Below are 22727 nucleotides of genomic sequence, written 5' to 3' on the forward strand. Positions count from 1 at the left end.
TTCTATCAATCTACGTACTCGAACAGTTCGTCGACTGTCAAGACCGTTTCCGGGATACCCAGGTCATTGGCGATACGGGTAACCGCCGGCGGAGCGACGTCGGTCTCGGCAAGCGTCTCGTGATCCCCGAAGACGGCTGTGGGTGGCCCGTCGAGGAGTCGCCGTCCCTGTCCGAGCGCGATGGCTCTGTCGGCGTGATCGCGAACGAAGGTCATGTCGTGGGTGACGACGATCACGAGCACGCCGCTGGCGACCAACTCATCGACGAGGTCGCCCAGAAGATCGATCCCACGAGGATCCTGCCCAGCGGTCGGCTCGTCGAGAACGATCACTGGCGTGTCCATCGCGACGACCGAAGCAACGGCGACCTGCTTGCGGCGGGCCAGCCCGATGTCGTAGGGGTTGGCGTCCCGGACCGGCTCCAGGCCCATCTGATCGATGGTTGTCTCGATCAGCTGCTCGGTTCGGTCCTCCTCGTAACCGAGATTTCGCGGACCGTAGGCGAGCTCTGCCGCCACCGTGTCGTGAAACAGTTGATTGTCCGGGTTCTGGAAGTTCAGCCCGACGGTCCGGGCGAGTTCGGCCACCGTTCGTTCGGTCGTGTCCGTCCCTCGGACCCGAACGCTCCCGGCTGTCGGTTCGAGGAGGCCGTTGAGGTGTTTCGCGAACGTCGATTTTCCCGCCCCGTTCTGGCCGATCACACAGATACAGCCCTGCTTGAGGGCGAGTGAGAGTTCATCGAGGGCCATGATATTTTCGTCGTAGCGGTACGTCACCGACGATAGCTCGAGTTCGGTGCTCGAGTTGGTATTATCAGTGCCTGCGGCCCCGTCCGATGTAGGGGGATCGATGTCGGTGGTCCCGTCGGTTCCAACGGTGGTCGTGGCCGTTCCTGAGTTTTCGATTCGTCCTTCAAGTGTCTCGACCGCCGCATCGATCGTCAACGGAACCGCTGGCGGGTCCACCGAGAGGCGACGACCGATCCGCACGACGTCGGGGACTGAGACGAGCCGTTCGATGCCGTCGATCGTGAGTACCTGTTTGGGGTCGTCGTCGTGTCGAACCTGTCCGTCCTCGAACACGACGAGCCGATCGAGATGTGGCGCGATGCGTTCGATGTCTTGACTGACGAGGACGACTGTATACTCCTCTTCGGCCGCAGCGATGAGATCAAGGATCTCTTCGGTCCCCTCGGGATCAAGCTGGGAGGTCGGCTCGTCGAGAACGAGAATATCGGGCTCTAAGGCAAGCACCGCGGCGAGTGCCAGTCGTTGGGATTGTCCACCTGAGAGCTGGTTTGGGTTCCGTCCCGCGAGATGGCCGATTCCGACGGTTTCGAGTGTATCATAGACGCGGTCGATGAGCGTTGCCCGTGGTACGCCGGCGTTTTCCAGCCCGAACGCCACCTCCTCGAAAACGGTCGTCGATGCCCCGGTGAGCTGGTCAAAGGGGTTTTCGAAGAGCAGGCCAACGGTCTCGGCCATCTCGCCGATCTCGGTATCGGTGATTTCGTTTCCGTCGACGGTGACCTGCCCCGATAGCTCACCGTCGAAGAAGTTCGGAATGTAGCTGTGGATGAGCCGACAGACCGTTGTCTTCCCCGCGTCGCTCGGTCCCGCGATGCCGACGAACTCACCCTGTTCTACTGTGAGCGAGAAGTTCTCGACAGCCGGGCCGTCCGCTTGGGTGAGATACGTGAAGTCGACGTCCTCGAACTCGATGACGCTCACAGGACGATCACCCATGCCGCGACGAGGACGACTCCCACTGCCGTTGCCCAGCGGAGCGTGCGATCGAGGCGGGTGTCCGGGATGGTGTAGATGTACGTTCGCTCGCTTTCGCTGGTGAAACCCCGAGATTCAAGCGCTAACGCCCGTGTTCGCGTCGATATCAGGGTACTGATCAGCAACGGCGACAAGAGTTCGACGACGGCCCGGAGTCGCCGCAGGAGGTTCGCGCTCGTATCGAGCCCGCGTGACTGCTGGGCGTCGAGGATCTGCATCGAGCGCTGGCGCATCTGCGGGATGAACTGGAGGGCAGCGATGAACACGTATGCGAGCTTGTTCGACATTCCCTTCTGCATCAGTGCGTCGGTGAGCTTTTTCGGATGTGTCGTGGTGAAAATCATGAGCATGGCGATGATGACCGCACTTAGCCGGCCGATGATCAACAGGGCGAACTCGACACCCTCACGCCAGATCGTGAGTTGACCGACTACTGGCACGCTCGTGAGGACATACAGCGGCGTCTGGTTCTGGGGATAGAACAGGGCCTGTACTGGCAACAAGAATGCAGTCAACGGCACGAGAATCACGATCACGACCGTTGCCACCGATCGGAAGACGCCCTCCGCAAGGCTCGCGAGTAAAAGTGCCGCTGCGAGCAGGAATGGGAGTTGGTACGTCGGCAGCAAGAACACGGCGATGGCGAGGCCGACCGCAATCACGAGTTTCGTGACGGGGTTGAGCCGATGGAGCAGGCTGCTGCCGGGGTGGTACTCGACGACGCCACCGACGTTACTGCCGGACTGTTCGAGTAGCTCCTCCGGGTCAGGACGCTCAGTCATCTTTGTGTGGGTATGGTTGGGTCATTTCTGTCGCCGTCTCGGTAGGAACGCGACCTCTCAGCGTGATCACTCGCTCAGTGCGTTCATGCCGCGACGAGGGAGGTATCGCAGCGGTACCGACTGGGCGATGAAGTACGCAACCGTGATACTAATGATCTTATCGATCGGTTCGGTGATGAACGAGGCCGAAACGACGCTCGTCCAGATCGCGTTACCCGACGCGAGAAACGCGGCCGTGACCGCTCCCTGCGCGCCCGGCGTGACGCCCCCGAAGACGAACACGCTGATCGGCGCGCTGAAGGCCGTTCCCACGAGTGCGATGATGACGCCAGCGGCGATCAGCCGCCAGTAGCCGATGGTGTTCGAGATCCGGAACCACCCCCGCTTGGCCATATAGCCAACGACGAGTGCGATGGCGATGTTGACGAGTGCGAAAGGAATGAGTTGTGGGCCGGCCGTGAACCCAAGCACGAGGTTGGTGAGGATCCCAGCGACGACCGCGACCCATGGTCCCGCGAGAATGGCAACGAGCATCGTCCCGATCGTGTCCAAAAAGAGGGGGATCCGAAGCGTTTGCACGATCGTTCCGACGACGACGTTGATACCGACCCCGACGGGGATAAGGACCCACGCTTCCGTCGAGAAATCGTTCTGGATTCTCTCGATGAAGCCGTCAGACTGTTCGGTGCTGCTCATGCGAGATGATTCTGTTCGCTGTCTCGCCCGGCGCCCAGAGCCGGTTCTTCACTGCTAGCTTGTATCTTGTTGATCATGTGCGTGGTTTCGGACCGGGTAGTAAAACTGTTGTGCAAATATGCTATAATCTGAATGACTTGTCCTCTTGCTGTCTGTTTGTATAAGTCGGCCTGTTTCGGGGTGGGCAGGAGAGGCTTAAGTTGGCCTCCTGTAGGAGTGGCATGTTCTGCTCGAGCGTCGTGATAATGGCGGTGGTAACGGAACCGTATCGGAGCCGACGATGAGAGCCGATCAGGCGATTCGGCGGCGTGGCTCACTGGATCGCCCCACGAACCAACGACACCACCGTCACGGATGGATCGATAGTCGCTGCAGATCAATACAGGAGCGTCTGCCGTGACGAGCCCTGTCGACACCCTGGTCCGCGGAACCGTCGTCGACGTGCTCACCGGCACTCTCGAAGACCGGGCCATCGCAATCGATAATGGCGAGGTAGTCGCGTTCGGCGAGCGCCCCGCAGCCCGTGAACTCGAGGCGAACTACATCGCACCCGGGCTGATCAACGCACACATGCATATCGAGTCGACGATGCTCACTCTGCCGCGGTACGCGGAAGCGGTCGTGCCTCGGGGCGTGACGAGTATCATCGCCGATCCCCACGAAATCGGGAACGTCCTCGGGGCCAACGGCGTCCGGGCACTGTGTCGTGAAAACGATCGGACATCGATCAAGACACGCTTTGCAGTGCCGTCCTGTGTACCGGCGACCGACCTCCAGACTGCGGGCGCAAGGATCGGTCCCGAGGACGTGGCGGCGCTCTGTAACGAACCGAACGTCGTCGCGCTCGGGGAGGTGATGGACACGAAGGCGTTGCTCACAGGAGAGGCCGGAATCCACGCGAAGATTCGAATCGCCCGCGACGCTGGCTTGCGGATCGACGGTCATCTCTCGGGTATCAGTGGCGCGGACCTCCAGGAGGCGGCACGCTTTCTCGACAACGACCACGAGAGCCGCACCGCGGAGGCGGCCCGCGAGAAGGCCCGCGCGGGGCTCCGTCTGCATCTCCGCGAAGGATCTTCGAGCCCGAATCTCAGAGCCCTCCTCCCACTTATCGACGAGATCGACTCCCGCCGGCTCTCGCTGTGTACGGACAACTTCTACGTCGACGACCTCCAGGATCATGCCGGGATCGACGAGGCGGTCCGAATGGTCATTGACGCTGGTGTCGATCCGGTCACTGCCGTCCAGCTCGCGACGGTCAACACGGCCGATGCGTACGGGCTTCCGTTCGGTCGGATCGCCCCGGGAGTACCTGCCGACCTCGTGTTACTTGATGATCTGGAGACCTGGGCGGTCGCCCACGTCTTGATCAATGGCAAACTGGATCCGGAGCCGGTGTCGGCTCCCGAGACCGATCGACCGGAACTGTTCGAGCGCAACACGGTTCAGTTCGAACCCGTCGTCGCACATGACCTCGCCCACACAGCCACCACATCGGCACGCCACACCGTCCGAGCGATCGATCACACAAGCCAAACCACGGCCGAGACGATCGGCACCGTCCCCGCCGTGGACGGCGTGCTTCATGCGAACATGGAGTCCGACTTCCTGCCGGCCGCGGTGATCGAACGCCACGGCAACGATGGCACGATCGGCACCGGGTTCGTCCACGGGTTCGGACTCCAACGTGGAGCGATCGCGAGCACGGTCGCTCACGACGCACACAATCTCGTCGTCGTCGGGACGTCCCATACGGCGATGGCTCGCCTCGCGAACCACCTCCGAACGATCGGCGGTGGTCTCGGTGTGTATGATCCACATATCGAAGACGCCGAGAATCACACCGCGGGGATCACGTCGCTCGAACTCCCGATCGCAGGGCTGCTCTCGTCGGAATCTCCCGCCGAAGTCGCGCGGAAACTCGCTACGGTCGACGATGCAGCCCGCGACCTCGGGCTCACACTCTCCGGCGGCGTGATGGAACTCGACAATCTGACGCTGGAGGTGATCCCCGAACTCCGCCTCACGGATCACGGGCTTGTGGACGTCCGTACGGGGTCGACCGTCGATGTCGTCCTCGATACCGATTGATCTGTTCTGTTGAATAATGATTTGTTTCGGTGGTTGCAGACAAACCGTTTATAGACTCACTCCGAAGTGAGCCTCAACTCACCACTTAAAATCAAATCTATTGTTGCAGATCATTATTCGATACAGTAGATTGATCGGTCCCCGAAACGTAGATGGCCATAACTATCTTTTGTGAGGAACACGAAGATACCTTCCAATGGGAGGAAGAGATACCGACAAGACACGGGAGCAGGGGGTGGAGTTCGGGACGTTGGCCGACAGAATCGACAATCACAGCTATCCAGCGACGAGTATCGATCTCATCGAGGACTACGGTGACCACGAGGTGGAACTGCCGAACGGGACACAGACACTTAAAAATCTCTTCGAACCGCTCCAAGGAGAGGAGTTCGACTCGCCCGAGGATGCTCGACAGGCAGTACTGAACATGGTCGATGACAGGGCGATCGGGCGGAAAGGGTACTCCGATCGGTCTCCACCTGCGCCTGGGGAAGAAACTGAGTGGGAACCGGAGTCCATCTGATACGCCATCGGATTCCTGGGTTCGTTCACTCCTTGCCGAGTCACAAACGTCGCATGACCAATAATCACACATTGTCACATCTCTCGACTCCGGTGGATCACAGAAGTGGGAAGAACTTCTATCTCGTTTCGTCAAGCTATATCGGCCGCGCGGATCTCGGGATCCATAACACGACCTCTCGAACCTCGCCGCGACCGGGTTCGTTGGGTTTGGGCTGTACGTGCTCGTGGTGGTGGCGGTACTGTGGGTCGCGTACCGGCTGGCGATCGGGACGAGCGGCGACGAGCGTGTGCTCTGGGTCGCGGTGGTGTGTGCAGTGCTCGCCTACCACGCCTACTCGTCGTGGATGATGTCGTACAACTGGAGCATGGGAAACAGTGCGTTCTGGCTGCTCGCCGGCGTCGTGGTCGGCGGCGCGGTGTCGCGGTGGCGCGACGGGCCGATACCGATCAGCGGTCGCATCGTTCAGGAGCCACGGCGTCGCGCCGTTCTGGTCGAAATATACGTGAGGCCTATCTCGTCGACGCGGCACAGTTGCCGTTTGGGTCGTTTCGGCCGAGATTCATCGTGTTTCGACGGATACGTCCCATGTTGGACAGCACTGGATGAGTGGTGGCCGATCACCGACCAACTGCGTCCGGTCCTCGGGCTGGGTAGCCGACGATGGTATCGACACCGACGGCACGGAGCTGCTCGATGCGTTCGTCGATCCGCTCGGGCTGGCCGACGAGTGCGAACTCCTCAATCGCGTTCAGGAGGATCGACCGAGCCTGTCCGTTTGCCGTGGCGTCGGTCGGCGCTCCATCGGCAACGGCCGTCCGCTCGGTTCTCTCTGACCGCGCGTCGTCGAGAGCGCCAGCGACCGAGCCGCGACGAGCGACGTAGGCACCGAGCGCGTCGAGCAGCGTGTCCTCGTCGTCGGTGCGAACGACTGGGGCATAGACGGCGATCGATCCCTCGAAGCCCGCTGCGCGGAGCGCCCGTACCTCGTGAGCGGTCGTCGGCGCGAGGAGTTCGAACTGGGTCCCGCCGGCCGCCAGCGCGAGTCGTTCGACACCCTCCGTCCCGACCCAGGCGTCCGGCGTGCGTTCGCGGGCCGCACCGAGGCGTGGGCCAACGGCACGTTTGCGTTCGGTCTCGGTGAGGTACGCGGGATTGCCGGCGACGAGTATTCGCTCGACGCCAGTGGGAAGTCGCTCGGAGCGGTGGTCGTCACCCAGCGGGTCGAACCCGTCGGCGCGGACCGGCGTCGTGACGCGCAACGTGGTCTCCGTAGTGAGTTCTGCGAGTCGTGTCGCATCCGGCACGTGCTCGCGGCCCTCGTAATCGATCACCACGGTCTCGATGCCGGTGGCGGTCACCCGATCGAGATCGATCTCCGTGGGTTTGAGTGCGACGCCGTCGAATCCGCTTTGGGCGAACCCTTCGAGCGCAATCATGCGTTCCCACCACCGTGGTTGCGGGAGAAAACGTGGTGGTCTGTACTACTCTCGCGGAACACGATCCATCGTCTGTGCGACCATACACACGGTATTGAGAGGCGGTCGAAAAACTCCGTCGATCCGCGATGGGCGAGCGTTTCGTGGACCGCACCACGATCGGACACTGTATATCAACACATACTATCTCACGAGGAGCGCAACCGAACCACGATGGACGACATCACGGTCTACGACGGCCGACTCGCCGAACAGATGACGGCCGACGATTTCGTGCTGGCGGTCGTGACTGCGACCAAGCCCGATTTCTACAAGCAAGCGCCCGTGGTCATGGCTGCGCGCCGTCGTGGGTTCCCGTGCTTCGTGTTGCACACCGGTCAGCACCACGACGATCTCCTCGGTCATGGTCTCGCCGAGTACGACATCGAAGACAGCGTCGCTGTCGACCTCGGAATCCGTGGCGGTCTCTCACAGAAGACCGCCGAACTGATGACACGGATCGAGTCGGTTGCCGGCTACCTCGACGAGGAATATCCGGACACGACCGTTCTCCCGCTCGTTCACGGCGACACGCTCGCTGCCGGGATCGTCCCACAGGCGTGGATGTTCGCGACGAATCGACGGGTGGCACACAACGAGGCCGGCCTGCGGGGCATGTCGCCGTCGTTCGAGAACCGTTCCGAGCCAGCGGCGTTCATCGACGACCAGTGGGAGGGCGAGTGGTCACTCAACCGTACCGAACCGTTCCCCGAACAGTACGATACGTTCGTCGGCTCGGCGGCTTCCATCTATCAATTCGCGCCAACGGAGCTGAACCGTGAGCATCTCGTCCGTGAAGGGTACCCGGACGAGGTCGATGGTGTCGACCGGATCCCGGTGGTCGGCAACTCCGTGGTCGACGCGATCGAGATGAAAGCAGCCGCGGATCTCGACGAGTCGGTGTTCGACGTGTATCCCATACTGGAGGATCGCGACGACTGGATCCGTGTCGATATCCACCGACGGGCGAACCTGCTACCGGACCGCTTTCGCGCCATCGTCGACTGTGTCGTCCGTCTCGTCGAGGCCGGCCACAACGTCAACTTCGTCGAACTCACTGCGACACGGACGGCACTCGAAAACTACGGGCTGCGCGATCGGCTTCTCGATCTCGCCGACGATCACGAGCACTTCCTCTTTACCGGGCTCTGGAAGAAACACGCCCACGTCTACGAGTTCCTCCGCTCGGGCCAGTGTTTCGCCGAACTCACCGATTCTGGAAGCATGCAGGAGGAGCTGAACCACATCGACGAAACGTTCTGCCTCACAGCACGATACAACACCGACCGCCCGGAGACGGTGTTCGATGCCCGGACGAACCTCCTCGTGCCACCGATCAGTGGCGAAGCGATGTACGAGATGGTCGAACACGTGTACGAAACCGCTTCGGTACGGAACCAGCTGTCGGATGGAGCAGCCATCTACGGCGAGAACGTCGGCGATTCGATCGTCGAGTTCCTCGAAGAGCGACGCGGGGAGGAACCGTTCGAATGGGCGCACGAGCGACTGGGGTTCGAGGGTGGTGAGCAGAACTTCGAATATCTGTGAACATACCCCGCGGTCAAGTGGTTCGAGAGACCAGAGGTCTCTCGTCATCACGAGACGGCAAAGCCGTCTCGAACGATCGCGGGGCTTCCCACTTCCACGACGTGCTGTGCATCCACCTGAGCGGCAGTGACCGTAGGGAGCACAGTCTGCACGGACGTTGATTCGGAGCGTCCCGCCCCGCGACATTCTCGCTGTATTTCTGTAGCGACGACGATTGACACGGCGGCATCAGCCGGAGCGTATCTCCAAACGACCCCACTGGCAATCCAAGCGTCCGGGGATCGCGTGAATTCTCTATGGCTCAAATCAACGGCGAAGCTACGTTCTACTCGGCACGATCGCGCACCCGATACCGAGATCGGGACGGGCCCTCCTGTCGGTCACTACGGGCCCCGATCGAAGCCGCGGAGTACGTCTTTACTACTGCTCGCCCTGGCAGTCGTGGATGTGAAGCCGATCGGGAAGCCCAACCCGCCCACAGAGCGGACACTCGACGAGTGACGACGGTGGCAGCTCCTCGTATGCCCGCAGGGCAGCCCGGAGATGCGCGCGGACGACTGGCGACTCGCTCCGGGTAAGCGCCTGTGCGAGCTGCATCCGGAGGCGCTCGCGGGCTGTCATGCGAGCACCGCCGTGAATCGTTTCCCGGTCGTTGCTCTCGGACGACTGGTTCGTAGTTCGCTCGTCATAGTGGTTTGCGAGGCGTCTTTTGTCACACCTCGCACCCCTTTCCGGGGCGAAAAACGGACGACGTGCGGCGAAGCACGTCGTTCAGGAGGATCGAACCGCCACCACGGCTTCCAGTCTGGTCGTCTCCTCGATGGCTCGGTCCATTACCTGAAAGACAGGCACAAAGCCCCACCCTCAACGAGCGCCGGGCGTCCGATCCAATCGGACGCACAAGCGAGTAGGGTGGGGATGCGCGCCGTAAGCTTGCTTCGGCGGTCGCCGGATTCTGCATCGCTGCATATTCGCCGGTCGAAAAACCTATGTTTATTTAGATACATAGGTTACGTATGGCGAAACAGGTCGCCACACGCACCTATCGCGCCCGCATTCGTAACTACGGGCAGGTTCGTGACGACCTCGATTCGCTTGGGTTCGCCGCCGCGAAACTCTGGAACGTTGGACGATGGACCGCCCAACGTGTCTGGGATGCGTGCGGCCAGATTCCCAACGCTAACACGCTTATGTCGTATCTCAAAACTCACGAACGCTACGCGGACCTTCATTCACAGTCCAGTCAGCGAGTTCTCCAAGAACTCGGTGAAGCGTTCACTGGGTGGTTCGGCAAGCGCGACAACGGGGACACGAAAGCGAACCCGCCCGGCTACCGCAAGAACGGCGATGAACACCCACGCCCGACGGTCACGTTCAAGCAAAAAGGCTTCAAACACGATGCCGCGAACGACCGTCTCAGACTCTCAAAGGGCAAGAACCTCAAGGACGGGTGGGCCGACTTCGTACTCTGCGAGTACGATGTCATCGGGCCACGAGACACGACCGTCGAGAACGTTCAACAGGTGCGCGCTGTGTACGAACACGGCGTGTGGCGGTTGCATATCGTTTGCCGCGTCGAAATTGACGTACCCGACGCACCCGGCAACGGAGTTGCCGGGATTGACCTCGGGATATGCAACGTCGCCGCCGTCTCGTTCGGTGACGAATCCCTGCTGTATCCCGGTGGCGCGCTCAAAGAGGACGACTACTACTTCGCCAAGAAGCGTGCCGAATGTGACAAGAGTTCGTCGCGCGAAGCCCGGCGACTCGATCGAAAGTGCACCGACCGGCGGACGCACTTCTTGCACACGCTCTCGAAAGCGATTGTTGCGGAGTGCGTCGAGCGTGACGTTGGCACAATTGCCGTCGGCGACCTCGGTGGCATCCGCGAAGACGATGAAACCGGCGACGCCCGAAATTGGGGCGATCACGGCAACCTTGACCTCCACGGATGGGCGTTCGACCGTTTCACGACGATGCTCACGTACAAAGCCGAGACCGAGGGTATCGAGGTCGTATCCGTCTCCGAGCGGAATACGTCGATGTCGTGTTCTGCCTGCGGCCGAACCGACGACCGCCAGCGCGTCGAGCGCGGGCTGTATGTTTGCGAGGAGTGCGGGTTGGTTGCGAACGCCGACACAAACGGAGCCGAAAACATCCGACAGAAGGTACTCCCGAATCCGTCTGATCGGACGGATAGGGATAACGGCTGGTTGGCACAGCCAGCGGTTCACTTGTTCGACCGTAGCGAGGGCGCTTTTGCCCCGCGAGAACAGGTTGCGAACCGCGAACCGCGAACCCTAATATCCCAACTGCGGTCGGGAATCCCCGTCCTCAGCGAGCGCCCGGATGGGCGCGAGCAGGGCGGGGAGGATGTCAATCAGGGATCCGTCCATCGGGACGGGGCACGGTGCCGGCCTTGATCACCATGTCGACCCGCCGAAGGTGTTTGCAGCCACCGTCCGGTTCGCGTCGCTGCCAGTCGAGACACGTGCAGGTGCCGGCGGCGACATCGACCTCGTAGGTGTTACCCGATTCCGAGCGGACCTCGTAGATGCCGCCCTTCCTGAGCAGCGATACGTCCATGTCCTCCTCGCGGGCGCGGCGGGTTCGCGGTGCCGGTGTGGTGTCGGCCGCCGTCGGCTCGGTGGAAGCGTTCGTCTTCGGGTCGGTGGACGTGGGGTGTGCGTTCTCGCCCACGACCGGCCTGCCATCGGCGGGTAGGGTGGCGTCGAGCGGGCCGATTCCAGCAGTGGCTGGATCGATACGGTCTTCTCGCCGTCCCGTAACGATCGTTTTGTGTCGTTTCTCGATGCGATACCCGTCGCCATGAGTCGTTGTTCCGTCGCTGTCGATGCTATCGACCACGGTACTGCTCGGAGCCGTGTGTTCTGACATGAGTTTCACTTTCCATCGAGGACCCGTCGATCACGCCCTCGCTCTTTGTGGGCTGGAAAATGTTCTATGAGTGAGATCACCAGCGAGACCGCAACCGAGATATCGCTTGCCGACGCGATCTCTCTGCATCGAGTTCGGAGCCCGACGACCCGCCTCCGATTTCGACACTGCTCGTGGTCAGACCCCGAACCGAGCGGTGGCACGGTCGTGGCTATCGGCCGAAGGCCGATAGCGGAGGGTGGGGTGGTGGGAGTGTGGGCTGGTGGCCGAAGACACACTGCTTTCGGGACGACTGTTCGCGTTCGACAGGACGGTGCCACCGGACTCGACGAATACGGGGAATAGACCCCCGGTCTGCTCGCCGACGGCCTACGATAATTTCAGGCCGAGTGCCTCGGGGCTTGACCCCGAGGGTGAAGGCCGTAAGCTCGTATCAGACGTGCTCCGTTCGGTTGATGTACATTTCCACAGTCCGACTGCTCATTTCTCCGGTGGTCCCGACATAGAACGAGCGTTCCCAGAACCCACCTCCCCAGAAAAACCGCGACAACAGCGATTCGTGCTGTTCCCACATCTCGCGTGCGGTGATACTCTTCACCGTTCGCGCAATCTCACTGGGAGCGTATTTCGGGTGAGCCGACAGGAACAGGTGAACGTGGTCCGGGCCGATATGCAATGAGAGAACGTCGTATCCGCGTTTCTCAGCCACGTTGTGGATACTCCGCTCAAGCGACAACTCAATCCTGTCGAGTATGGCGTGTCGGTACTTCGGACACCAGACGAAGTGATAGTTAATCGTATAGACGGTGTGGTTCCCGCGACGAACATTCATGCACACATTACGCACTAGAAAGTCTTAAAACGCATCAGTACGTGGTAGAAGTGTGAGCAAACGATACACGGTGACAGTCCCAGACGAACTCGGCGAGTGGCTAGAAGACCAGCCGCACCTCTCTCCGAGCGGATTGCTTCAGAAAGCTATCCGCGACCAGCGGGAGAAAGAGGCCGAGTAACCGATGGACCTCACGCTTCGCTTTCGCGCGTATCCCGACGCGGACACCGCGAGCGAAGCGTGGCGGCACATCGAAACCCACCGGCAGATACGGAACCACGCCGTCCGCGACTACTACCGCTCGTCGTTCAACGACCGACCGAGCGCCTACGACCAACACGGAAAGCTCACTGGGTGGAAACAACAGTGGCCGACCTTCGCGGAGGTATCGGCGCACGCCGCGCAACAAACGGTGAGCCAGATTCACCGCGACTTGAAGATACTCCGCGAACACCGGGAGAGCGGTCGGAAGGTCGGGCGGCTCAAGTGGCAGGGTGCGGGCGAGTTTCGGTCGGTGGCGTACCAATCCGAAGGCTTCAACGTCAATCACACGACGGGTCACGACTTCGGTACGCTCACCCTCTCGAAAATCGGCGACATTCGCGTTCGTGCTCACCGCGACCTGCCGGACACCGAGAACGTCAAACGGGCTGTTCTCAAGAAGGAACGAACCGGCGCGTGGTTCGCGTGCTTCGTGGTCGAAGCCTACGAACTGGAGAAACCGGAACCGGATACGATAGAACCCACCGAGTGTGTCGGCGTGGACCTCGGGATACTGTCGTACATCCACACCTCCGACGACTGCTCGGTGGACTGTCTCAACCTCTCCGACGAGTACGACCAGTACGCCCGCGAACAGCGGTCTCTCAAGCGGAAGGAATGCGGCTCGGCCAACTGGGAGAAACAACGGCAGAAGGTTGCCCGCGCGAAACGCCGAATCCGCCGGAAGGTACTCGACTTTCAGCACAAACTCTCGACGTGGCTGGCTCGGGAATACGACCTCGTGGCGGTCGAAGACCTCAACGTGAAGCCGATGCTCGAAACCAGTCAGTCGGCCAAGAACAAGCAGGACGCGGCGTGGTCCCGGTTCCTCAACCTACTGGAATACAAAGGCGACCTGTACGGAACCCACGTCGTTCGCGTCGATGCACGCGGAACGACCAAAGAGTGTTCCGAGTGCGGTGTCGAAACCAGCAAACCACTGTGGGTGCGCGAGCACTCGTGTCCGGCGTGCGGCCACACTGAAGACCGCGACTTGAATGCGGCGAAGAATATCCTTTCTCGCGGCTTGAAGCAGATAGGGGTGGGACGCTCCGAATCAACGCCTGTGCAGACTGTGCTCCCTACGTTCACTTCGATTCAGGTGGATGCACAGCACGTCGTGGAAGCAGGAAGCCCCGCACCTTGAGCGCGGGGAGTGTTCACTGTTCGACCGCCGCTTCGAAGCGCTCGCGCAGGGCCGCCTCGCGCGACTCGAACTGTTCGACGTCCGAGTGTACGCTTTGGCGCACACGCTCGATCCGGGCGAGCCCGCGCTCGCCGTCGAGATCGGAGTGGACACCGTCCTCGCGGGCACGTAGTTGCTGCTCGTAGGTCTCCTCGACCCGTTCGATCGTCGCCTCGGGATTGAACAACACGTCGTTCGCGATGCCGACGTACTCATCGAGCGCGGTCCCTTCCTTCCCTTTGAAGAAGTGGGTCAGCGCGTAGGTCGCACCCGAGTGAAGCGTCCACATGTCGATCTCGAAGGGGTTGTCCGCGTTCGCCTCGGCGTCGCTCGCCGCGCGCTCGGCGAGGTACTCCGGGAAGCCACACAGCGTGTAGAACGCCTCGACCCCGAAGGGCACGTCGGTGAAATCGATGGTGATCCGGCTCGCGTCGCGGATGAACGCGAAGAGGTCGTCGGCGACCAGCTCGAGGCTGGCGAGCAGCCGTTCCCACCACCCCTCGAAATCCACGACGTCGCCGACGTGCTTGATGCGCTCCCTTTCGGTGAGCTGGCGCATGGTGTTCGAACACGTTCCGTCCTGGGCGAACCCTTCGACGTACACTGCATGGCCGCCGAAGAAATCGTAGCCGGTAGTCACGCCCATCGTGATCGGCTCGCCTCGGCCGGGCAACCGGACCTCCAGCCCATCGAACATGACGTCCATGTGAACCTCCCCGCCGGCCCGGTACCGACGGAGCTCGCCGAACATCACCTCACCGAGCGCGCGGCCGTCGACCGTCTCCGTTTCGAGCACGTCCTCCAGCGGCCCGTAGACGTCCACCGGGTTGAGGATCGTGTAGCTGTCGGATGGCACGTGAAAGAGCGGATCCGCATCGCTCGCCCCCTGCGCCTGCTCGCGCAGCCGGGACGGTTCGACCACCGCGTTGAACCGCTCCGTGTCGACCCACTCGTCGGTGTGGGGGTTGCGGTAGGCCACGGTGGTATCGACCGCCCGCGGAAGGTCGCGGATCGCCTCGGCGAACGACACCACGTCGGCGTCGGCGCTGACTGTTCCGTCCGCGTACCAGTCGGGAAGTTGGGTGTCTGTACGTCCGTCGAGACCGGCGAAGATCGTCCGGCTGTCGGGTGCTTGCATTCTGTGATCACCTCTCTGAGTCGTGTCATTACCGACCGACCCGCTCTCGATCGCCTGCACCCTTTAGGGGCCGTCAAAAACCAGCAGAACGCTCATCGACGTCCGTTTTTATCACTCGGAGTGGACACGCGGTGCTTGGAGATAGCGGAGAAATCCCTCGCTGCCGAGCTGGCGCTCGATTTTCATCGGCAATCCATCACCGAACCGGAACGTATAGCCCGTTTCGAGGTCGCGTTTCCGCGGCGTCGAGAAGACGTTTCGGAGATAGTCGAGGCTGAGCACCGTTCGATCGGCCGCGGCGATGTACGTCGCAAAGACGTCGTGTTTCCTGCTCCCGTCGAACTCGGTCAGGTCATCGAACCCGGCGTACTCCTTGGTGACCACCGCGGTGTCACCCTCCGCCCGGAGTTCGATGCCGTCCGTCCCGGGACAGCCGACGACGGCGACGTGATCGGCGATGTCGTCCATCCGCTCGGTGAGCTCGTCGATGTCGACGCCCGGCAGGGTGAACGAATTCGGGAGCACCAGGTCTGGCGTTTCGGGTGGCTGGCGGGTACTCCCCGGATCCAGCGTACTGAACTCGAAAGGGATGCCGTCGTCGAGCGCGATCGTGCGGTCGTCGTAGCTGATTGCGACGGTGGCTCCCCGCTCGAAGTGCGCCAGCGCGCGGCTTACCGACCCACCGTCGCCGTCCCAGTTGAGCCCGATCACGCCCTCGCGCTCGCAGTCGTACGCCGCCCAGTCCGCGGCCGGCAGCCACGCACTCGCCATCACGACGTTCGAGGGGTCGACCACCGAGACGTACCACCCCGCCTCGGTGATGGCGACGCGGCTCTCGTGGGCGACGCCGACGAGGTGTTTCGTGAGGACGGCCAGCCGGTCGTCCGCGAGCGCGCCCGTGAACCGTGGATCAGTACCGGCTGGTTCGTCGATCAGATCGGCCGCGGCGTGGTAGGGCAGCCTCATCGCTGCTTCGAGTTCGGCGCACGACATCGAAAGCATCGAGAGGTCGATTCCCGCTGGAATCCCGAGCTCGTCTGTATCGTTTTCGTGTTCGCCGTCATCGCTGGCGTTCACAGCCGGCGTCTCGTGGTCGGTCAGGCACGACTGGGCCTGCTTCGGTTGTGTGTCACTACTCGACTCGTCCGCTTCGGTAGTGGAGCTTCGGGACATGGTTCGAACGCCTGCGAGGCGATCATATCTCGTTCGCCCCGCTACTCCTCACGGGGCGAGAAAACAGCTCTCTGTAGGGTCATTGACTGGCGAAATCAGTCGGGGACAGTCCGGCGACGTACCGGCGCAACGAATCCTACTTCGAATGGCGAAAGCGTAGCCGTCTCGAAGGCCTGTCGTCGGACCAGCTCCACGAAAAGCTCGAAGAGCTCACGACACGCGAACGGGAACTCCGAGCACGGTACGACGCCGAACGACCCGGCGATGTCAACGCGCTCGATCACGCCGACTACGACCAGGTCGAGGAGGTCTGGATGGATCTCAGTGCGGATCGAGGACCGCACGGACGCCGAAACTGAAGCGGGGTCGAGGAGGTCTGGATGGATCTCAGTGAATGGGAAACAGTGCGGCGACGGATTCGGCGGCTCGAGGACGTCCGGCAACAGCGAACCGTCGATTCGAGTTCGTTCTCGGAATCGGACGCCGCCTGAATGTGGACGACGCGTCCGACACAACCCGGACCGTTGCTGAGGAGACACTGCGCTATCTCGTACGGGTACTCGGTGGTCAACCGGGTGACTGTGTTCGGTGAGGTCACGCTCACCGACGGCGTCGATGAACTGATCCGCGGCGAGCAAGCGTTCGAGGGAATGTCCGATAGTTCGTCCGAACCCTGACACGCCGGAGATGCTCCAACGGAACGCAGTGCGAGTTCGTTATCGAAGCCGGGTTCCGAATACGATATCTACCGAGTTCGAAGACGCCGCCATCAGACGAGTTTCATTCGATCGAAACGGGCGACGGCCACCGTTTCGAGGGACGCAGGCCACGTCGTCGAACCAAAGAGCCATGCCCGCAGCGAGCACCGAAGATGCGAGCAGGCCGCGATACGTCACCGGATGTCGGCGTCACAGAGAGCGTCACGATGGTGCTGGATGGTTCGGGTTGAGATATCAGCTACTTCGGCGACGGCAGCCTGCGTGAGCCAGCGACCGTGTTCGCGGGCGGCCTCATAGAGGCAGGCGGCGGCGAAGCCGGTGGGTTGCACACCGTTGGTGAGGCCCGCGTCCGCGGCCTGCCGAGCAAGGGTTAGTGCGCGATGGCGGATCGCGTCGTCGGCGTCGAGGTCGGCGGCGAGACGGGGAACGTGTGCGGCAGGCTGGAGCGGTGGAGTGGGTAGTTCGAGATCGCGGTTCAGCACTCTGTAGGCGTTGCTGAGCCCGGACGTGTCACACCGAGCGTACTCTCCAACCTCCTCGATGGGATGCGGGAGGCGGTTGCACCGACAGGCCGCGTACACGCTGGCGGCGGCGATGGCTTCGATGGATCGGCCCCGGAGGAGGTCGGCGTCCTGGGCGCTGCGAAAGAGCGTGCAGGACCGGTCACGAACCGCCGTCGGCAGCCCGAGGGCGCTCACGATCCGTCGGACGTCGCCGAGACCGTATGCGAGGTTCCGCTCGGCCGTGCTCTGCAACCGACCCCGCTCGTGTTCGCGACGGAGGCGCGACAGTTGGCGACGTTTCGTGCCGTCGAGTTCGTTGCCGTTCGCATCGCGATACCGGCCGATATCGGTCGTCAGACCGCGATCGTGGCGTGCGGGCGTGAGCGGCGCGCCAGTCCGTCCACGCTCGTCGTTGCCCTCTTCGTACTGGTGCCACTCCGGTCCGTGGTCGAGACGCTGGTCGTCGAGGACCAGCCCGCAGTCGACGCAGGCGGTTTCGCCGTCGCTGGTGACGACGTGGCCGCCACAGTCGGGACATCCGGCCTGTTCGGCCGTGTGGGCGGTTGGGATCGATTCGTCGACCGTCCGCTCGTAGGGTTCGGTGATCGGCATTGGTCGTAACCCCTCGCCCACTCGCAGGGGAAACGAAAACACGGCGGGCGGCAGCTGGGCTGGCTGCTGTGTCGCGAAAGGGTGTACACACCGCCGATACGATGGCTCGCGCTACCCTGATTGGTGTAAGGTGCGACGTTGACGGCAATCACACCGATGAGTTGGCGAAAGCCCGGCAGCGCAGCCCGAGCGAGCAGCCCGGACCGTGGAGGCGGGTGGGGCGGTGGGGAGCGGTAGCGGGCACCGCCAAAAAATCGACCGCGATGGCGCTCAGTCGTCCTCGGCGTCCCGGTCGTCACCGTCGCCCGCGACCGTCCCAACCGGCATCGCGCAGGGTTTCGGGTTCTGGACGACGGTGCCCTCCTCGTCGTACATCGGTCCCGCTCGGGGTCGCCGCGGCGCGGGACCACCCCCACGTTCGAGGATCGTGATACGGGTTTGCTTGTAGACCGTCCCGTACTTCGACTTCCGCTCGGCCGCCAGCGTGGTCCGGCCGTTGTACGCACTCGGCGAGGCATCGTGGACCCGCACCCGATCGCCCTCGTGGAGCACCGTCCCGACCTCGGCGCTTCGCCACACGGTGAGCTTCACCGACCCCGACTCGTCTTCGAGGATACCCACCTGTTGTTGGGTGGGTGTTGATGGTTCGAACAGCGTCGTCACCGTGCCCTCGACCGTCACCGACCACTGGGTGGACTCGACTCGCGCGATCGGCTTGACCACCCCGCGCGACGCCAGCAACGCCTCCCTGGTGTGCAGCGTTGCATCGACCACGCTCTCGCGCTCGTTGACCACCCGTTCGGCGATCTGTCGCGCGATGGCCCGATGTTGGCCCGCAAACGTCAACCCCTCTTCGAGGGCTTTCGCCCGCTGGTGGACCGCCGCGAGTTCGTCTTTGGTCAGTCGCTCCCGTGGGTCCTCGTCGTATCCCACGGCCAGTCGCTCCCTGCGCCCACCCACGCGCTCCTCGGCGACCGTCCGACACCGCCGCTCGCGGCCCGACTGTCGACTCCACGTCGCCCTCGCGCTGATCCGTTCGAGTTCGGCTTCGCGCCCCGCGATCCGCTCCTCCTGGATGCGGGTCAGATGCTCGTTCGTTCCGTTCTCATGCACTTCCTGTGTATCGGGGTGGTTCGTGTCGACTTTGCCCTGGGTTTCCCGCTCGACGTCCGTCCGGAGCTCGCCCCGTTCGTCGCCTGCGAGCTCCTGTTGGTCCTCCGAGATCGCGTTGTGTTCGTTCGTCCCTGTATCGACCGAAACGTCATTACCGATAGCGTGGCTACTGTTCATTGGTATCACTTGGACTGATACCGCACGAAGGCGCTCACCACGGCGTCTTCCTTTCCAACATGTCGAGTCACAACTCCACGACTGCTGCCGTCGCCTGCGCGCTCTCGCGAGCGCCTTCGGTTGCTGGCCGGGCGCGAGCGGAGCGCGCCCTCGGGCCCCGACAGCCAGCTCCGCGCGCCGACCCGCCCGGAGCGAGCGGCCAGCTTTAAGCCGCTTTGCGCGTCCGTCGACGGGCGCGACGCTGCGGAGCGAGCGTGGTGAGCGGCCGACAGTGTGGTGTGGGTCCGTCGGGCGCGAACGAGCGAACGGAGCGCGGAGCAACCGAGACGCAACCCAAAGCGCGCTTAATGCTGGCGGCAAACCGGACGCCCGGAACGCCGTCCTCGCCGGGTCGTCGGGTGTCGAGCGGTGCGGCGTCGGGACGGCGACAGCCCGGACCGGTCGGTGCCGAGTGACGCGGAGGTCCCGCGAACGGAGTGAGCGGGACGCCGATGAGCGACGCTCATCGGTAGGCGGCACGCGGCGAGCGGGGCGGGCCATGCGAAAACGGAACGGTTGGACAGCTCTGGTTGAAAAGTCGAGACCGACTCGTGATTCGACGCTAAGAGCACTCCCCGCATCAACCGAGTGCAGCACGGGATCGAGCGCCCACGAGGTTTTGACGGCATTTTCCGTAGTCTTCGACCGGTTTCGATGTCCGATAGCAGCGAGTCACTACGCCAGGCAAGTGACCGACATCCCCCCGCGAGACTCGCTTTCGCTCTCTCAGGAGAGATACTCGATCTGCTCGGAAAGGTAGGCTCTGAGTTCCGTGACTGTCTCACTCGACACAGCCGAGGCACCGAAATCACTCCGATAACCGTGTTCGAGACCCTCGCTATCGAGAATATCGAGCTCCCGCTGGAGCTGTTCACGGAGGGCATCCTCGTTGCCACGATGGAGGTGGGCGGTGACGGTGTCGAGGTCGATCTCCTGAGCGATAGCGACCACATCCCGGAGGTCGGTCTCACGCGCGCTGTGGAGTTTGACCGCGGTGAGGACAGCTCCACTGAGGACACGGGCGGTCGTTGTCCGCGTGCCACCGCTGACCTCGCGCTCGGCGCTATGCGTGGTGAGATAGTCGAACGACCACTGGGCGGTCGTCTGGCGACAGCCGAGGCCGTTCACGAGCAGATCGAAACCGATGGGTTGCTGTGGGGCCAGTCGTTTCTCATACTCGAGGACTTCGGTGTCGTAGACCCACGCCTTCTCGTGGCGATCGGTTTCCTCGAACCCCCGGGCTTCGAGAAATGCGACGAACGCGTCTTTGTCTTCGGGCATCACGACGATATCCAAGCCGGTGGAAAAGCGTGTGTTGAACGAGGAGACTGCGTACCCACCGACCAGTACGTAGTCGAGGCCGCTCTCGTTCAACGCCCCGAGTAGATCGACGAGGGCCTTGCTCCGGTTCTCGAAGCTCATGGGCGGGCTTGATCCCGTTCCCGCTCGGATTCGCGGTAGGCCACGTCGAGATCGAGATCGTTTTCCATCCGATCGAGCATGGCGAGTGCCGACTGGAAGTGGACGGAGTGTTCGCGCATATACGCGATCGTTTCCTCGCGCGGAACCACCGGATGGCCTTCGATCCACTCCACAGTGAGGTCGGCTCGCGGTTCGAGGACGATTTGTAAGGGACCGTCGATCGCCTCGTCAGGCTGGCGCTCGAACGCGACCGGGAGGCCGAACGTCTCGAAGAACCGTTGCCACTGTTCTACATCACGAGTGCGGACGCTGAGGAACAGCGGGTAATTCTCGGGGCTTCGACCGACCTGATGACATCCTCCTCGGCGTAAACGCCGAGGTTTCCCGACCGCAGTTGGGATATTAGGGTTCGCGGTTCGTTTTCGTGACCTGTTCTCGGGGGGCGAAAACGCCCTCCCTGCGGTCGAACAGGTGAACCGCTGGCTGTGCCATCCAGCCGTTACTCCTATCCTCCCGCGCGGGAGGATTCGGAGGTACTTTCTGTCGAATGTTTTCGGCACCGTTCGTGTCTGCATTGGCGACCAGTCCGCACTCGTCACAGACGTACAACCCACGTTCCTGTCGGTTCGCCTTGCGTTTCCGGCCACACGCGGAACAAGACTTCGACGTATCGCGCTCGTCCTTGCGGAGTACGTCGATACCTTCGGCTTCGCCCTTGTATTCGAGCGCAGACGGCAGACTGTCGAACGGCCACCCGTGCAAATCGAGGTTGCCGTGTGGTCCCCAGTTCTTTGGTGTGCCGTCCTCGTCGTCGCGGATTCCCGCGAGGTCGCCGACGACAAGTGTACCGACGCGGCGTTCGACGCACTCGGCGATAATCGCTTTCGAGAGTGCGTGGTAGAAATGCGTCCGGCGTTCGCTTCGCTTACGGTCCAAGCGCCGGGCATTGCGGGACGCGGAATCGTCGCACTCGGCGCGCTTCTTGGCGAAGTGGTATTCGTCCTCTTTGAGCGCACCACCGGGGTAAAGCAACGATTCATCGCCGAACGAAACGGCGGCCACGTTACAGATTCCGAGGTCCACACCGGCAGTGCGGTCGCCGGGCGGTTCGGTCTCAATCTCGTGTTTGCAGACGATGTGCAAGCGCCACTCGCTGTGTTCGTACACCGAGCGAACCTGCTGGACGTTTTCGATTGCAACGTCCGGGTCGGCGTCGTAGGCGCAGAGGATGAAATCGGACCAATGCGCCTTCGTGTTCCGGCCCTTCGAGAGACGGATGTAGCCGTTCTTGGAATCGTGTTTGAAACCGTCTTCTTTGAACGTAACTGTCGCTCGTGGGTGTTCGCCGTTATGTTTGCGGTAGCCGGGCGGGTTCGCTTTCTCGTTCCCGTTGCGGCGGTGGCCGTACCAGCCGGTGAACGCTTCATCGAGTTCTTCGAGAACTCGCTGACTGGACTGTGCGTTGAGGTCCGCGTAGCGTTCATGGCTCTTGAGGTACGATTTAAGAGCGCCGTCGTCGGGAATCTGGCCGCAAGCATTCCAAACGCGCCCTGCCGTCCATCGGGCGACGTTCCAGAGCTTTGCGGCGGCGAAACCAAGCGTATCAAGACCGTCTCGCACCTGCCGCTGGTTCCGAATGGAAGCGCGGTGAGTGCGGATGACAGTCTTAATCGCCATGTATAGCCTATGTAAGCACAAGAACATAACCCTTGCGACCGACGAATATCCGGCCAGCCACAGACGGGTGGCCGG

19 protein-coding genes and 3 pseudogenes are annotated in these 22727 nt (G+C 62.3%); 6 read left to right on the forward strand and 16 right to left on the reverse strand.

Translation table 11 applies throughout. The annotated features are described in order from the left end of the window. Positions 1-5: 5 nt before the first annotated feature. The 3 genes from PHA81_RS16410 to PHA81_RS16420 all read right to left on the reverse strand — a co-directional run bounded on the left by PHA81_RS16410 (position 6) and on the right by PHA81_RS16420 (position 3262). Positions 6-1745 carry an ABC transporter ATP-binding protein gene (locus tag PHA81_RS16410; protein ID WP_273837596.1) on the reverse strand — a complete coding sequence of 580 codons (1740 nt, stop codon included), beginning with the start codon at positions 1743-1745 and terminating at the stop codon, positions 6-8. Further along, positions 1727-2566, reverse strand: coding sequence for an energy-coupling factor transporter transmembrane component T (locus PHA81_RS16415; protein WP_273837597.1), 840 nt, complete (start codon positions 2564-2566; stop codon positions 1727-1729). Before PHA81_RS16415 ends, PHA81_RS16410 begins: the two co-directional genes overlap by 19 nt. Positions 2567-2632: 66 nt before the next feature. Next, positions 2633-3262: an ECF transporter S component gene (locus PHA81_RS16420; RefSeq protein ID WP_005043610.1), complete on the reverse strand. Its 630-nt coding sequence runs from the start codon at positions 3260-3262 to the stop codon at positions 2633-2635. A gap of 396 nt (positions 3263-3658) precedes the next feature. Here PHA81_RS16420 and PHA81_RS16425 point away from each other — a divergent pair, with 396 nt between their 5' ends. Both PHA81_RS16425 and PHA81_RS16430 read left to right on the forward strand, forming a co-directional pair. Beyond that, positions 3659-5353: an adenine deaminase C-terminal domain-containing protein gene (locus tag PHA81_RS16425; RefSeq protein WP_273837598.1), complete on the forward strand. Its 1695-nt coding sequence runs from the start codon at positions 3659-3661 to the stop codon at positions 5351-5353. A gap of 235 nt (positions 5354-5588) precedes the next feature. Further along, positions 5589-5876, forward strand: coding sequence for a hypothetical protein (locus PHA81_RS16430; RefSeq protein WP_273837599.1), 288 nt, complete (start codon positions 5589-5591; stop codon positions 5874-5876). 333 nt (positions 5877-6209) lie between these two features. Here the strand turns inward: PHA81_RS16430 and PHA81_RS16435 are convergent, their stop codons facing one another. After that, positions 6210-6338: a hypothetical protein gene (locus PHA81_RS16435; protein ID WP_273837600.1), complete on the reverse strand. Its 129-nt coding sequence runs from the start codon at positions 6336-6338 to the stop codon at positions 6210-6212. Between the two features lie 158 nt (positions 6339-6496). Beyond that, on the reverse strand, positions 6497-7315 hold the full coding sequence (locus PHA81_RS16440; protein WP_273837601.1) for a luciferase: 819 nt from the start codon (positions 7313-7315) through the stop codon (positions 6497-6499). A gap of 213 nt (positions 7316-7528) precedes the next feature. Here PHA81_RS16440 and PHA81_RS16445 point away from each other — a divergent pair, with 213 nt between their 5' ends. Continuing rightward, positions 7529-8902, forward strand: coding sequence for a UDP-N-acetylglucosamine 2-epimerase (locus tag PHA81_RS16445; RefSeq protein WP_273837602.1), 1374 nt, complete (start codon positions 7529-7531; stop codon positions 8900-8902). A 420-nt stretch (positions 8903-9322) separates the two neighbouring features. Here the strand turns inward: PHA81_RS16445 and PHA81_RS16450 are convergent, their stop codons facing one another. Continuing rightward, positions 9323-9523 (reverse strand): hypothetical protein, encoded by a 201-nt coding sequence (locus tag PHA81_RS16450; protein WP_273837603.1) that lies wholly within the window; start codon positions 9521-9523, stop codon positions 9323-9325. Positions 9524-9918: 395 nt separating this feature from the next. On the opposite strand from PHA81_RS16450, the pseudogene PHA81_RS16455 reads away from it, so the two are divergent. After that, positions 9919-11187: pseudogene (locus tag PHA81_RS16455) on the forward strand (transposase); the annotation flags it as partial. A 91-nt stretch (positions 11188-11278) separates the two neighbouring features. Here PHA81_RS16455 and PHA81_RS16460 read toward each other — a convergent pair. Both PHA81_RS16460 and tnpA read right to left on the reverse strand, forming a co-directional pair. Further along, positions 11279-11518: pseudogene (locus PHA81_RS16460) on the reverse strand (hypothetical protein); the annotation flags it as partial. Positions 11519-12233: 715 nt separating this feature from the next. After that, positions 12234-12632 carry an IS200/IS605 family transposase gene (gene tnpA / locus PHA81_RS16465; RefSeq protein ID WP_273837605.1) on the reverse strand — a complete coding sequence of 133 codons (399 nt, stop codon included), beginning with the start codon at positions 12630-12632 and terminating at the stop codon, positions 12234-12236. A gap of 52 nt (positions 12633-12684) precedes the next feature. Between tnpA and PHA81_RS16470 the strand changes: the two genes are divergently transcribed. Together PHA81_RS16470 and PHA81_RS16475 are read left to right on the forward strand one after the other, a co-directional pair. Continuing rightward, entirely contained in the window at positions 12685-12813 is a 129-nt protein-coding gene (locus PHA81_RS16470) for a hypothetical protein (protein ID WP_273837606.1), read from the forward strand. Between the two features lie 3 nt (positions 12814-12816). Further along, positions 12817-14040 (forward strand): transposase, encoded by a 1224-nt coding sequence (locus tag PHA81_RS16475; RefSeq protein WP_273837607.1) that lies wholly within the window; start codon positions 12817-12819, stop codon positions 14038-14040. A 13-nt stretch (positions 14041-14053) separates the two neighbouring features. On the opposite strand, the gene PHA81_RS16480 is transcribed toward PHA81_RS16475, so the two are convergent. The 8 genes and pseudogenes from PHA81_RS16480 to PHA81_RS16515 form a co-directional block, all read right to left on the reverse strand. After that, positions 14054-15217, reverse strand: a complete 1164-nt coding sequence (locus PHA81_RS16480) for a hypothetical protein (protein WP_273837608.1) — start codon at positions 15215-15217, stop codon at positions 14054-14056. A 111-nt stretch (positions 15218-15328) separates the two neighbouring features. Next, positions 15329-16390 (reverse strand): hypothetical protein, encoded by a 1062-nt coding sequence (locus PHA81_RS16485; RefSeq protein ID WP_273837609.1) that lies wholly within the window; start codon positions 16388-16390, stop codon positions 15329-15331. A 95-nt stretch (positions 16391-16485) separates the two neighbouring features. After that, positions 16486-16833: a hypothetical protein gene (locus tag PHA81_RS16490; RefSeq protein ID WP_273837610.1), complete on the reverse strand. Its 348-nt coding sequence runs from the start codon at positions 16831-16833 to the stop codon at positions 16486-16488. A 449-nt stretch (positions 16834-17282) separates the two neighbouring features. Further along, positions 17283-18224, reverse strand: a complete 942-nt coding sequence (locus PHA81_RS16495; protein WP_273837611.1) for a transcription initiation factor IIB family protein — start codon at positions 18222-18224, stop codon at positions 17283-17285. Positions 18225-18494: 270 nt separating this feature from the next. Further along, entirely contained in the window at positions 18495-19514 is a 1020-nt protein-coding gene (locus PHA81_RS16500; RefSeq protein WP_273837612.1) for an SOSS complex subunit B family protein, read from the reverse strand. Between the two features lie 765 nt (positions 19515-20279). Continuing rightward, complete coding sequence (locus PHA81_RS16505) at positions 20280-20975, reverse strand: hypothetical protein (protein WP_273837613.1); 696 nt, start codon at positions 20973-20975, stop codon at positions 20280-20282. After that, positions 20972-21340: pseudogene (locus tag PHA81_RS20940) on the reverse strand (RNA polymerase subunit sigma-70); the annotation flags it as partial. The gene PHA81_RS16505 and the pseudogene PHA81_RS20940, both read right to left, overlap by 4 nt. Before the next feature lie 37 nt (positions 21341-21377). Continuing rightward, entirely contained in the window at positions 21378-22652 is a 1275-nt protein-coding gene (locus tag PHA81_RS16515) for a transposase (RefSeq protein WP_273837614.1), read from the reverse strand. Positions 22653-22727 lie beyond the last annotated feature (75 nt).

Origin of the sequence: Halococcus sp. PRR34, from assembly GCF_028617175.1 — an archaeon.
GTDB lineage: Archaea > Halobacteriota > Halobacteria > Halobacteriales > Halococcaceae > Halococcus > Halococcus salifodinae.